This is a genomic window from Thermodesulfovibrio thiophilus DSM 17215, assembly GCF_000423865.1.
Lineage (GTDB): Bacteria > Nitrospirota > Thermodesulfovibrionia > Thermodesulfovibrionales > Thermodesulfovibrionaceae > Thermodesulfovibrio > Thermodesulfovibrio thiophilus.
The window spans coordinates 148,944-161,398 of the sequence record NZ_AUIU01000013.1; the positions used below are offsets into that span (position 1 = coordinate 148,944).

The following is a 12,455-nucleotide window of genomic DNA, read 5'->3' on the forward strand; positions in this document are numbered from 1 at the left end:
AAATTAATTTTATTTTTATTCAAATATTCTCTTTTCTAAATATTGCTGAAATTAAAATGTTATATAATTTTATAAGAATGTTTATAAGTTGTCTGTAAGGAGGTTATAAGCAATGGATGAAGAGAAAACAATTGAATTGAATGAAATTGATTTTGAACAATCATTAGAAGAAGAGACTGAAATTATACCACAAGATCGGAAAATCTATACTGATAAAGGAGACCCTGAAATAGATTCTCTATATGGAAAATATAAAAGGGGAAAACTTATATTACAACCCGATTTTCAACGATATTTTGTGTGGGATAATGCAAAATCATCTCGCTTAATTGAGTCTGCTTTCCTTGATATACCTTTACCAGTTATTTATTTATCTGAAGGACAAGATGGCAAAGAATATGTAATTGATGGTCAACAGAGGTTAACTGCTTTCTTCTCATTTATTGACGGTAAATTTCCAGATGGAAAAGATTTTAAATTATCTGGACTAAAGGTATATAAGAATTTAAATAGTAGGACTTTTAAAGAATTAGATGAAGAGTTTCAAGACAAAATTAAATATTGTAAGATTCGTACCATTACATTTAAAAAAGAGTCAGACCCTGACCTTAAATTTGAAATTTTTGAAAGATTAAATACTGGATCTGTTTCTTTAAATGACCAAGAATTAAGAAATTGTGTTTATAGAGGTCCTTATAACGATTTGTTAAAAGAGCTTGCTAAAGATAGAGATTTTATGTATCTATTAAATTTAAAAACACCTGAAAAAAGAATGAGAGATGTGGAACTTGTTCTAAGGTTTGCCAGTTTTTACCATTCAACTTATCTTAATTATAAACCACCTATGAGAAAATTTCTTAATAATGATATGGAGAAATATCAGTACATAACTGACAAAGATAGTATTGAACTAAGAACAGTATTTAAAAATTCAGTAACTATAATTAAATCCTTACTTGATAAACATGCTTTCAAAAGATTTTACAAAGGAAATGAAAAAAATCCAAATGGATATTGGGAGCCTAAAAAATTCAATGCTTCTCTTTATGATATTTTAATGTTTAGTTTTGCACGAGAAGATAAAAATAAAGTCTATCAAAATTTAGATTCTATTCGTGAAGCACTTGTATATCTTATGACTAATGATCAGGAGTTTATAGATTCAATAGAACTTTCAACAAGCACAGTTCAGGCAGTAAGAACAAGATTTGATAAATGGAGATTAGCATTACAAGAAATTATAGGAATTTCTCAAAAGGAAACTCGTTGTTTTTCTCTAAAATTTAAAGAAGAACTTTATAAAAAAGATTCCACCTGTTCAATTTGTGGTCAAAAGATTCATCACATAGATGATGCTGCAATTGACCATATTGAGCAATATTGGAAAGGTGGCAAGACTATTCCAGAAAATGCTCGGCTGACACACAGATACTGCAATTGGTCAAGACCGAGAAAAGAATGATACGACTAAGAGAAACTTATGGCACAGCATAAAACGAAGTTACATTATTTTATTTTTGCAAACCTTGCTTATAATTTTCTTTTACAAGGTAAGGATTTTAGCTGAAAAATTTCCTAAATACTTGCGTAGAAGGATTGTTTACAATTTATAAATTTCATAAAAAGTTGATTTTAAAATAGAATATTTTATATTTAATAGGAGGGGATAATGAAAATAAGAACTGATTTCGTAACAAACAGTAGTTCAGTAAGTTATATAATAACGATGTGTGAGGATATGGTTGATATTTATTTGAGATTCTATAGCCTTGAAGAGAATGATCTTAAAACGGCAAAAATTATAAATACAATTCGTAATGACTTAAGGAAAAACGGAACCTGTGTTTTTCTGGAAGGTAAAGAAATAATAACTAAAAAAATTACATTTGATACCAGTGAAACTTTAACTGATGATGTAGTAGAAACTCCTATTGAAGAAATGTCGGATGAGGAATTATGGTCTTATATTCTTGGTGAATATATCATGAACTATAAACTTTGCAAAGTCTGGGGCTTTGGCATTACACAGATAGAAACATATTAGCAGTGAAAATCAGACGTCATAGTAAAGATTACAACTTCATTGGTGATACCCTGTCTGGAATTACTTTTAGATGGGGCAGAAATTTCAAAGAAAACCCTAAATATGCTCCTTGGCCAGAGCTTGCAGATATTTCTATTTCCAATCATTGTACAAAAGGTTGTAATTACTGTTATCGGAATAGTAGTGAGAATTTTTCATTTATGTCCTTAGAGGATTACGAATATATTTTAAATGAGCTACAACATCCTATTTGGGGAAATGTTTTTCAAATTGCTATTGGCGGAGGAGAACCATTGGAACATCCTCAACTAAAACAAATCCTTGAATTAACAATATCCAAAAATATCGTACCAAATTTGACTACAAATGGGATTCATATCAACAGTGAATATGCGAAGTATTTTAAAAACAAGGTTGGAGCCGTTGCGTTATCGGTTGAGGACATTCAGACACTTAATTCAGAGAAGGTAAGAATATTACTCAAAGAATCTGTCAAAACGAATATTCATTATTTATTAAGCAATAGAAACATCTCTCAAGCAGTTGATATTCTTAAAGGTAAATATAATGAAATTTTTTTAGGGTTAAATAGCATTATTTTTTTGACTTATAAGCCTCTTGGTAGAGGAAGTTTAGCAGACATCCTGAAGCTGAATGATAACCTGAAGAAATTTATCAAACAGATTGACAATAATAAATGTTCTACACGAATAGGCTTTGATGCTTGTTTTGTGCCCCTTTTGCTTCACTTTACAAAAATTGATCCAATCTATGTTGATTCTTGTGAAGCTGGTTTCTATTCAATATACATAGATGAAAAACTGAATGTAAAGCCTTGTTCTTTTGATAACACGGGAATATATTCATTTAACTTAAGAGAACATTCTTTTTCAGATATTTGGGAGAACAAACTTAAAAAATATAGAGAAAATGCTTTAAATCTTTGCAATAGAAAGTGCAAAAATAAAAAAGAATGTAGAGGTGCCTGTTATGTCTATAAGGAAATAACACATTGTTTCAGTGAAACAAAAGAGGGAGCATTATATGTTTAAGATTGACTGGCATCAATTTGAAAAAAATGCAGAAGGTTCCCCGCAGAAATTTTTTGAAAAGTTTATTTATCAAATAGCAGTTCAAAAATACCAATCGTTTGGATTGATAAAGTACTTTTATAACACCCCTGGGTCTGAGTTCTACCTTATTTTGAATAAAGATTGTGAACTTGAAAATATTTCACTAAAGGCAGGAGATGCAGTTGGATGGCAAGCTAAATTTTGGTTTAATAGAAGTGATCCAGAGAATTCGCCTTTAGATTCGGGCAAAAGAGATGAATTAGTAAAGGAATTTAAAAAATCTCTTGAATACGAACCTAATTTAAAAATTTGGATAATATGTACTCCTGGTCTTTTTTCTAATACTAAGACTTCATCTGGAATAAAACCATTTGAAGAACTTGAAAAAGCACTTAAGTTAATAAAAGCTGATATAAAGTTGATACTTTGGAATAAACCAATGCTTGAAAGTTTTGCTCATGCCGAACCGGAAAAATATGGTTCAATCTTTAACTACTATTGCTCAACTAATTTCTTAAGTTTTAAACTCTTTGAAGCTCATTCCAGAAAACGTTTGAATATACTTCAAAAGAGATATGATACCGATCTTTATGTCCCAGGAGAGATTGATAGGGAAATCTTATCTTCCATATTCTATAAGGACTTGATTGGTAAGCTTCATAACAAAATTAAACATGCTCTGGAAGAAAAAGAAAAACTTGTTAGGGGTCACTTATACCGAGTGGTTATAGATAGATTTCTTAACTCACAGGGAGCTCCTGAAATATCTGATAAAGAAAAAGAGAAAATTAGAAAGCAAAAGAAGTTAATTGATGCTTTCTTGTCCCTTTACAATAAATTGCATTCATATGAGGAACAGGAAAATACACTCACATTTATAAAAAGTTTATTGGATACCTTTGATTCAAATAAAGATGAGATCATTACATTAATTAATGAATTAGGGCTTCCTGAAAGATTTTACGATTTAGAAGATATAGATATTAACTATGAATTAGACATTCAACATACTTGGGGTTTAATTAATTACCTTTACACTTTAGCAGAAAATTTGTTGAAAAACATAATTAAAATATACAAGCTTATAAATAACATTTCACGCCAAGTATTTCACGTATTTGCAGAGGCTGGTTTTGGAAAAACCAACTTAGCTTGTTATCTAACTGAACAACTTTTGAAAAAAAGAGCTCCTGTTATACTAATTCCAGCGAGTGAAATCAATGGCGGAGATTCTATTCAAAATCAAATTGCATCATTTCTTGGCATAAATGTTTCAAATAATTTTGTTAATTTCATAGGAATACTTGACAGTATTGGTTTCCATTATGGTATTAAAATACCTATAATTATTGATGGATTGAATGAAACCCAGCCAAGTGCATCTGCATGGTACCCGCAATTGCAATATATAATTGATGACATAAAGAAGTTTTCCAATGTTATGCTTATTACAACATGTAGAAATGCTTATGCAAAACAAATATTCGGTGAGGAGCATATTGAGAATATTCCTAATTTTATTAAATTAGAAGGATTTAAGAATAATATTAAAGAAGCAATAAGTAAGTACTTCCGAAAGTACGAAATAACTGTTAAAAATAAGGATTATAACAGAGAACTTTTAAATAACCCTCTTTTGTTGAAAATATTTTCTCAAGCTAATAAAGGAAAAACAATAGAAATAAATGAGATCAGTATTTATCCCGCAATTGATTCATATATAACCGAAATAATTGAGAGCGTCTCAATTCAACATGGTGAGATTAACCCATTAAGAAAAAATCAGGTTTTAAAAGGAATCAAAAATTATTCACTACATCTATGGAACAATAAAATTCGCGGAACTGCATATCCAGACGAAATTATTAAACTTTTTGACCCAGATTATAACATTAACAAAGATTGGCATGATACTGTCACATATAAAATTATTGATGAAGGCATGCTTTTTAGAAACATACATGATAATATTGAATTCGTTGAATTTACTCATGACCTTATAGGTGGATATTGTATTGCAAAGTATGTATTTTTTGATGATAAAAATGAAGATGAAATTATTAGAAACATAACATCTATTGATAATATATTAAAGCTAACATCTGAAGAAGCGATAGGTAGACATCCACTTGCGGAAGATATTCTTAAAGCCATAGTTTATCTTACACCAGAACATACAGGTAAGCAGTTATTCGAACTTACTAATAATCAAGAAATTCTCAAGGCTTCTTTGCGAGAAATAAGAATAATAATATCTAAACCAAAAGGAGTAGAATCTCTAATAAAAAAATTTAAATCCATATCACCCGATAGCACTATACTGTCTACTTTACTTGAAAATTTAATAAATGAAATTCTAAGAAGTGATGAAAACATTATTCTATCTGAATTATTAGAAGAGATTTTACTTAAATTAACATTAGTTCAAATAGATTTAAGTTGGAGTGAAATTATTCGAAGAAAATCTGATAGAATAATCTCCTATCTTCATCAAATAATTGAATTGTTTGAATCTGGAAAGGAATGTAAAGACCATATCAATTGGAGGCTATGTTTCATTGGCTTACTTTTATCCTCAACTAATAGATATCTTCGGGATTTGGCAACAAAGACCTTGGTAATAATAGGGAGAAAATATCCAGAGACTCTTGTAGATGTTTTCATTAGATTAGAAGGAACACCGGACCTCTTTATTCTCGAACGCTTAATTGCCTCAATCTGTGGGGTATTTCTCACTATTGATAACAAAGAACTATTATTCAGAGTATGTAAACATTTAGAAAAAAACTATATTGAGCAGATTAGAACAACACATGTACTAATACTTGACTATATCATTACATTACTTAATTACGCTGAAAAATTTTTTAATTATACTCCTTCTCTAAGGAGACTTAAAGCAAATGGGTTAATTGATTGGCAAAAAGATACTGAATGCTTAACCAAAGTCACTGATCCTACATGGGGTTTTGGTCCGGTAGAGTATGATTTTGCAAAGTATAAAATTGGTACTTATTTGGCGCAGTATCGGCATAAAGAGAATTCTAAACTTCCAACTCTTAAAGAAGCCCTTGCAATGGTTGTATGGAGGATTAAAGAATTAGGATATACAAAGGAATTATTTGAAGAGGTTGATAGGTCCCTAAATAATCAAGAGCATAAAAAATATGGATACGGTAGTCCCTATTCTGCAACAACATATAGCAAAAAATATAGGGATATTGCATTTTATGAACTTTATGGTTATAACATTATCAAAGGAATAAGCAAAGATTTCAAGGACGAAGAAGGATTTAGAGTTTTACCAACATATATAGACCCCACATTTCCCAAAATTTCCAGTAAGCGTCAGCTGATAACTTGTTGTTTCCTTCCTAAGAAGTCCGATGATGTGCAAGCATGGATAATCAATAATGAATCTCCCTTTATAGAAGAACATTATATAAGAAGAGATATAGAAAAAGATAATACAGAATGGGTGATGCTATATGGTCATCTTTTTCAAGAGGGAATTGAGAAGTCAAGGATTGATATTAGTTTATACACTATAATAGTCCCAAGAGATTCTGCAAGGAGAGTTATAAGAAAAATTGAAAAGAATGAATTAGATTTATTTATGCTTGTATCCGAAAACCATAATGTATATGGAGGAGAAATTCCATGGAGCGAAAACTATTTAGATAGTACCATTACAAATGATATGAGTGGTGACAATATTGAATTGTATTTACCAGTCTCTTATTATTCTCGGGAAACAAAGTCAAAAATTGAGGTTTTACATTATGCATATATCCCGTCTAAAAGGCTTGCACTACATTTTGATCTAAAAATAAATATAGATGATTTCAATTTATACGAAAAGAATGGTAAGAAAGCATCTTCTTATATTCATGATAATTATTCAAGATTTTTATATTTTCGTAAAGACCTGATTCAACAATTTTTAAGTAATCATAGGCAATCTATGCTTTGGATTGAAATAGCCTCTAAATATGGGGCATATGGAGAATATGAAAACAAGTATGATCCTTCATTTCAAGACTACCGATTTATTAAATGTTTTTCTTAATCATCGCTCCAATTACTTCAATTTTGGATAGTGTAAAATTTACACATCCACTTGATCTCTCAAGGAAACTATTTCAGGTAAATCGAATTTTACTGTCATATTTTTTATAAGATTTCAAAATCTAAAGTATTATTTATAATCTAATATAATCTAACGTTATAATTTTTTACAGGAAATTTTTTCAAACTTTTCTTGTCCATAAAAATTTATTGTAAATGGTTAGGCTTCTTTTAGTTTCCTTCTCATCCTCACTCTTGCCTTTACTTTTCTTGCATAGGCTATCATAAAGGGCTTCATCTTACGATTAATTCTGAAATAATTTAAGCCCATCATAGCTACTTTATAAGGTGTGTAATCATAGTGCTTGGTAAAAATGGATTCCATCCAGGCATCAATACGAGATAAACGCTCATTTTTCAAATACTGTTTAGTTATGACTTCGTATGCCTCCTTCTTTTCAGTCTCAGAGAGTTCCCTGAAGACACCAGAAATTATTTTTAGCCTGTCTGACTTAGATAGGCTTAATATGAACTCAATAAATTGCTGAATTGTAAGTTTCATATTTAAATATTACTTCTGGGTAAAGGTTAAAGGTTTTATACTTTAGACATATAAAGAATTTATATGTTATGCCTGAAAAAACTGCGAAATACCTTTAAAAGGACGCAAATATCCCTTACCCTTTTAACTTTAAAGGTTTAAAGTTTTTTCGGCATTCCTACTGAATTAAAATAATGTGAAATACGATAAAAACCTCTAATGAGGTAAATTTGATAATTCTGTTCGGTCAATCCCTACTAAGTTCAACTATTATTATATTACCTTCAGAATAAAAAAATTTGCAATCCAATCATTGTTGCGTGTAATATGAAAATTATGAAAAAGAAAAAAACTGTTCGCAAAAGAGCTATCCTATTACATATAAGTGTAACTGAGCAAATTGCCAAAGATTTAAAAAAGATTGCAGAAAAACAAGGAAGAACAGTTACAGAGCTTGCCAGAGAAGCATTCGCCAAAATTATTCATGAATATGAATGCATAGGAAAGCAAGAAGATTTAGGGGAATAGGATTTTAGGAAAATTCTCTTAATGATTTATTAACTTCCCATATCAGTAAAAATTTATCTCTATGTTTAAAATTTTTTCTATTAGCAAAGAATTGACAAAATATATACATTGCATATATTATAATAATATATGTTTGCTCTTTGACAAGAAGAAAAATATAGGGGGTTATTTATGGGAGAGTCTAAGTTTAAGTATAAGCCCAATGAAATAGAAAGAGCACTGATTGAAACCATGATAAAGGATAAATTCTACTTCCGAATAATCAATCTTGGTGATGAGAATACTACCAGAGAAGAACAGGAAATGGAGTTTTTAAAAGCCTATCTTCAGGATGGATATCCTTTAGAGGAAGCTGAGAAAAAGGCAAAAGAGAATTTAGAAAAATTTCTCAAGTTTATAGAAGAAATGGAAAGACAAAATGGAGGGCAATCATGCATCCATTAAATATTCCTGAGCTTGCTTTTTTAATTAAACTTCTTAAAAATCATGAAGGAGAAGCCTACGATGCAATGGGAAAACTTGAAGGAGAAGAAAGAGTAAAAAGCGATGAACTTTTGTTCAAATTGCTTATGAATTCAAGTTTTGAACCTGTTGCAAGAATTTATAACTTTAACAACTATAGAAATAGAAAAGAGAAAAAAGGAGTCTAAATGTCAGCAGAAAGAGCAGACAATTATAAGGTTTTACAAAATATGAAAAGGAAAGACCCAAAAACTGCAATAACTATAAAGGAGATAGTAAGTAAAATACTTGAATTTGCCAGAGAAGATGGAACTCCTATAAAAAGTGCGATAGTGATAATTGATGAAGATATGACAGAGGAAGAAAAGGAGATGGCACTCTTTGAAGGATTCCTCAAAGAAGGCTACTCACCAGAGGAAGCTGATAAAAAAGTAAGGGAATGGATGAAAATAGAAAAAGAACTATTTAAGGAAGAATCCTTAAATGAGAGGCTCAAAAATGCAAATATTGAACATAATAGGGATGTCTGAGATAATTAAATACCATCCAAAAGAATATATAAGTTAGTGAGATACAGAAAAAGAAAAGCTAAAAATAAAATCATAAGTAAAAAACCTCCTTCAGGAGTAATATTCTAATAAGAAAAAAATCTTGAAGGAGGTTTAAATATGAGAAAAATTTATCGTTTTAGTTTTGACACAAAGGTTCATAAGGAGGTAATCGAATGTCTTGATTCAATTCCAAAAAGCATGAGAAGCCTTTTCTTAGCAGATGCAATTCTTTTTGCACGCAAAAAGCTCTTGAATTCCATAGGAGAAAATATTAATGGGAACACAGGAAAATCAGTCAGTGCAGATATTAAAAGTCAGAAATCGCAACATACTACATATGCTGGAATAGATATTGGCTCAAGATACACCAAAGTAGTTTATGAGGACAATAAAAGTTTTATTTTTAGAAGTATAGCCCATCAGTATGTTTATAATAAAAAGAAAGATAATACTTCAATTATCTCTGTGAATGGGGAGGATTACCTTGTAGGTCCTGATGCATTCTTAAACCGCCCTTTTAGAAGAGAGTTCATTGGAAGTGATTTATATTGTGCTATTATTGGTTATTGCTTAGGTCAAATAATTAAGGAAGGGAAAAGGCTATCAGGAATAGCAATCGGACTGCCAATATCAATATTCAAAGAAAAAATCATTTCAAAATTAAAACAGGGAATAAAAAATGCTCAAATTGAGCTAAATGGAAACGTTATTCCTATTCCTGAAAATATAGTATTTGTTCCAATCGGCTCAGGAGTGTACTATGATTTCATCCTTAGCAATCCCTATTATGAAGGAAAAGATATGATTGTAATTGATATTGGTTATTTTTATGTGAACTTTCTTTTTATAAAAGATGGAAAAATTATTCATGAAGTATCAAGAACTGAACATTCAGATTTTGAATTTATGCTTAATAAAATAGAAATAGAAATTCTTAATAAACATGAAGTATCAGTAGATTTTTCAATGATTGAAACAGTTTTAAGAGAGAAACGATTTGTATATGATGGTAAGGAATATGAATTTAATGCAGAAGAGATTTTAGCTCAGTATTACATCCCTGAAATTAAATCTAAGATTCAGGAATATGTTGCATACTTAAAAGGTAAATTTGATTTAAGCACAATCAAAGACATTTTAGTTGCCGGTGGAGTAGCAGAACATTTAAGAGAGCTTGTTAAAGAAGCATTAATAATTCCAGAACCAATACTTGCAAATGCGAGAGGATATAAAAAATATAGTGAAACTAAAGATTTTCAAGGCTAACTAATTTTAAAAAAGGAGATTTTCATATGAATAAAACCTCAATAGAATGGTGTGATTATACGTGGAATCCCGTAACAGGATGTTTTCATACTTGCAGAGACACCTACTGTTACAACACCATGAAGGCAACCTCTCCTTTGAACAGATTCGGAGTAAGATATAAGGATGAAAATGGGAACTTCAAATATGAAAAGAACTGGAGAAAAAGGCAAAAAGAACAGTGCCATATAGCTCAAAAAGGAGAGATTTATCCCTATGGCTATGATCCTACCTTTTATCCTCACAGACTTGAAGAACCCTTGAGAGTGAGAAAAACTTCAAAAATATTTGTAGTGGACACAGGAGACATGTTTGGCAACTGGATACCTGAAGAATGGATAAGACAAATTCTTGAAGTTGTCAGAAAATGTGATTGGCACACATTTCAGTTTCTTACGAAGAACCCGGAGAGATTAATTAAGTATAAATTTCCTGATAATTCCTGGGTAGGAACATCTGTTAACTCCGACAGGGATAAAGAAAAAGCAGATACAATAAAAAAGGCAAAAGCAAGGATTAAATTTCTTAGCATAGAACCCTTACTCGGACCTATAACTTTTGATCTTGAAGGTATAGACTGGATAATCATTGGGGCTCAGACAGGGAAAAATCCAGTTGTTCCAGATATAAGATGGTTAGAAAATATTATGATAAAAGCAAATAAAAACAGTATCCCAATATTTGTAAAGAACAATATAAAAATTTTTTCAAAATACGCTATTCAGGAGTTTCCGATATTTATCTGAAATTGGGATTAAAGAGAAGTTCATTCTGGGGGAAGTTTGGGGGAAGTATTTTTAGGATATTTAGAAAAGTAAACTTATTGAAAATTAAGGAATTTCGTGGTAAGTGCCTGCGGGTTCGAGTCCCGCCTTCGGCATTTAACATGCTCTTGCTATAATATCTTGTAATTTTTTGTTGGATAACATAATTTTTCTATCAGGTTCAAAAAATATTTTCCAGTATGTTAGGTGATAAGTCTTTATTGTTTATTCCGGATCAAAAAATTTTTACTTGGAAGACTTTTCTTTGATTGCAACAATTCTTTTTGAAATTATAGCTGCTTTTTCAGGATTCACATTTGCAAGAATTCTACCTGCTACTCGTGGTTTTATGGCAAGAATAAGCATTGTGGCTGTATCATCATCAAGTTTTTCAAGCCTGACTGCAGCTTCTTCTGGAGGCATTTGCTCATATATTTTAGCAAGTCTCTGATAGTTTTCTTCTTTTGACTTTTCAAGCTGGGACTTGAGTGTTTCTTGTTGTTTTATCTTCGCATCGATTTCTTCTTTAAGCTTTTTTAATTCTTCGGTTCTTTTAGATAAATCCTGCTGAAGAATTTTTAATCTGTCTTCTTCAATACTACCAGTTTCTTTTGTAGAAAGTTGTTGCCCAATCAGAGTCCCTGCTGTCAGACCTGAGACAAGAATAAGTATCGAAAAAAGAATTGTTTTTTTAAGCATTATTCTCCCCTAATTCGGCTAATAAAAGTATCAGAAGTTATTTTCTCTTCAACTTTTTCTCTATGGAGTTTAAGTTTTGTAATCAATCTATCATAAAGCTGATCAATTTTTTTTCTTTCTTTAAATGCTAATTCATAGGTTTCTCTCTGCTTTTCAAGTTCGTGATTTGTTTGTTCAATGATTTTTTTAATTTCTATTAATTGTTCGGTAATATATGCAATTTCAGAGTAAAGTATCAAAAGCTTTTCGGAAGATAGTTCCTTATAGGACAAGGGCATAAAATTAAATCTTTCTTCAAGCTCTTTCATACATGTTTCTATTCTTCGCCTTTCTGACAGAAGAGTGGCAAACTTTTGTTTTTCAACTTCTTCATCCCATTCTCTTAACTTAAGTATCATATTTAATGTTTCTGAATTCATA

Annotated in this window: 13 protein-coding genes; 10 read left to right on the top strand and 3 right to left on the bottom strand. The window is 30.5% G+C overall.

What is annotated here, in order from left to right; translation table 11 throughout:
* Positions 1 to 112 precede the first annotated feature (112 nt).
* The 4 genes from G581_RS0105180 to G581_RS0105195 all read left to right on the top strand — a co-directional run bounded on the left by G581_RS0105180 (position 113) and on the right by G581_RS0105195 (position 7,186).
* On the top strand, positions 113 to 1,462 hold the full coding sequence (locus tag G581_RS0105180; RefSeq protein WP_028844908.1) for a GmrSD restriction endonuclease domain-containing protein: 1,350 nt from the start codon (positions 113 to 115) through the stop codon (positions 1,460 to 1,462).
* A gap of 207 nt (positions 1,463 to 1,669) precedes the next feature.
* Positions 1,670 to 2,044 carry a hypothetical protein gene (locus tag G581_RS0105185; protein ID WP_028844909.1) on the top strand — a complete coding sequence of 125 codons (375 nt, stop codon included), beginning with the start codon at positions 1,670 to 1,672 and terminating at the stop codon, positions 2,042 to 2,044.
* Entirely contained in the window at positions 1,999 to 3,096 is a 1,098-nt protein-coding gene (locus tag G581_RS0105190; protein ID WP_239639035.1) for a radical SAM protein, read from the top strand. The genes G581_RS0105185 and G581_RS0105190 overlap by 46 nt, the downstream gene beginning before the upstream one ends.
* Positions 3,089 to 7,186: an NACHT domain-containing protein gene (locus tag G581_RS0105195; RefSeq protein WP_028844911.1), complete on the top strand. Its 4,098-nt coding sequence runs from the start codon at positions 3,089 to 3,091 to the stop codon at positions 7,184 to 7,186. Before G581_RS0105190 ends, G581_RS0105195 begins: the two co-directional genes overlap by 8 nt.
* Positions 7,187 to 7,405: 219 nt before the next feature.
* On the opposite strand, the gene G581_RS0105200 is transcribed toward G581_RS0105195, so the two are convergent.
* Positions 7,406 to 7,747, bottom strand: coding sequence for a hypothetical protein (locus tag G581_RS0105200; RefSeq protein WP_028844912.1), 342 nt, complete (start codon positions 7,745 to 7,747; stop codon positions 7,406 to 7,408).
* A 315-nt stretch (positions 7,748 to 8,062) separates the two neighbouring features.
* Here G581_RS0105200 and G581_RS0105205 point away from each other — a divergent pair, with 315 nt between their 5' ends.
* From G581_RS0105205 to G581_RS10710, 6 genes are all read left to right on the top strand, one after another.
* Positions 8,063 to 8,254, top strand: coding sequence for a ribbon-helix-helix protein, CopG family (locus tag G581_RS0105205; RefSeq protein WP_169368386.1), 192 nt, complete (start codon positions 8,063 to 8,065; stop codon positions 8,252 to 8,254).
* A gap of 171 nt (positions 8,255 to 8,425) precedes the next feature.
* Complete coding sequence (locus G581_RS0105210; protein ID WP_028844914.1) at positions 8,426 to 8,698, top strand: hypothetical protein; 273 nt, start codon at positions 8,426 to 8,428, stop codon at positions 8,696 to 8,698.
* Entirely contained in the window at positions 8,686 to 8,904 is a 219-nt protein-coding gene (locus tag G581_RS0105215) for a hypothetical protein (RefSeq protein WP_028844915.1), read from the top strand. The genes G581_RS0105210 and G581_RS0105215 overlap by 13 nt, the downstream gene beginning before the upstream one ends.
* Entirely contained in the window at positions 8,905 to 9,246 is a 342-nt protein-coding gene (locus G581_RS0105220; protein WP_028844916.1) for a hypothetical protein, read from the top strand.
* A gap of 138 nt (positions 9,247 to 9,384) precedes the next feature.
* The gene (locus tag G581_RS0105225; protein ID WP_028844917.1) at positions 9,385 to 10,533 is read left to right on the top strand and encodes a ParM/StbA family protein; all 1,149 of its coding nucleotides are present in this window, start codon (positions 9,385 to 9,387) and stop codon (positions 10,531 to 10,533) included.
* Positions 10,534 to 10,559: 26 nt separating this feature from the next.
* Entirely contained in the window at positions 10,560 to 11,318 is a 759-nt protein-coding gene (locus G581_RS10710; protein WP_051178895.1) for a DUF5131 family protein, read from the top strand.
* Positions 11,319 to 11,582: 264 nt separating this feature from the next.
* Here G581_RS10710 and G581_RS0105235 read toward each other — a convergent pair whose 3' ends face one another.
* Both G581_RS0105235 and G581_RS0105240 read right to left on the bottom strand, forming a co-directional pair.
* Positions 11,583 to 12,035: a MotE family protein gene (locus tag G581_RS0105235; RefSeq protein WP_028844918.1), complete on the bottom strand. Its 453-nt coding sequence runs from the start codon at positions 12,033 to 12,035 to the stop codon at positions 11,583 to 11,585.
* On the bottom strand, positions 12,035 to 12,454 hold the full coding sequence (locus G581_RS0105240; protein ID WP_028844919.1) for a flagellar export protein FliJ: 420 nt from the start codon (positions 12,452 to 12,454) through the stop codon (positions 12,035 to 12,037). Before G581_RS0105240 ends, G581_RS0105235 begins: the two co-directional genes overlap by 1 nt.
* Position 12,455: the final 1 nt, after the last annotated feature.

What these genes read in the sequence shown, in the direction of transcription:
- G581_RS10710 (WP_051178895.1), top strand. Translation starts at nt 10,560, where the DNA reads ATGAATAAAACCTCAATAGAATGGTGTGATTATACGTGGAATCCCGTA.
- G581_RS0105235 (WP_028844918.1), bottom strand. Translation starts at nt 12,035, where the DNA reads ATGCTTAAAAAAACAATTCTTTTTTCGATACTTATTCTTGTCTCAGGT.
- G581_RS0105205 (WP_169368386.1), top strand. Translation starts at nt 8,063, where the DNA reads ATGAAAAAGAAAAAAACTGTTCGCAAAAGAGCTATCCTATTACATATA.
- G581_RS0105200 (WP_028844912.1), bottom strand. Translation starts at nt 7,747, where the DNA reads ATGAAACTTACAATTCAGCAATTTATTGAGTTCATATTAAGCCTATCT.
- G581_RS0105210 (WP_028844914.1), top strand. Translation starts at nt 8,426, where the DNA reads ATGGGAGAGTCTAAGTTTAAGTATAAGCCCAATGAAATAGAAAGAGCA.
- G581_RS0105185 (WP_028844909.1), top strand. Translation starts at nt 1,670, where the DNA reads ATGAAAATAAGAACTGATTTCGTAACAAACAGTAGTTCAGTAAGTTAT.
- G581_RS0105215 (WP_028844915.1), top strand. Translation starts at nt 8,686, where the DNA reads ATGCATCCATTAAATATTCCTGAGCTTGCTTTTTTAATTAAACTTCTT.
- G581_RS0105180 (WP_028844908.1), top strand. Translation starts at nt 113, where the DNA reads ATGGATGAAGAGAAAACAATTGAATTGAATGAAATTGATTTTGAACAA.
- G581_RS0105240 (WP_028844919.1), bottom strand. Translation starts at nt 12,454, where the DNA reads ATGAATTCAGAAACATTAAATATGATACTTAAGTTAAGAGAATGGGAT.
- G581_RS0105225 (WP_028844917.1), top strand. Translation starts at nt 9,385, where the DNA reads ATGAGAAAAATTTATCGTTTTAGTTTTGACACAAAGGTTCATAAGGAG.
- G581_RS0105220 (WP_028844916.1), top strand. Translation starts at nt 8,905, where the DNA reads ATGTCAGCAGAAAGAGCAGACAATTATAAGGTTTTACAAAATATGAAA.
- G581_RS0105195 (WP_028844911.1), top strand. Translation starts at nt 3,089, where the DNA reads ATGTTTAAGATTGACTGGCATCAATTTGAAAAAAATGCAGAAGGTTCC.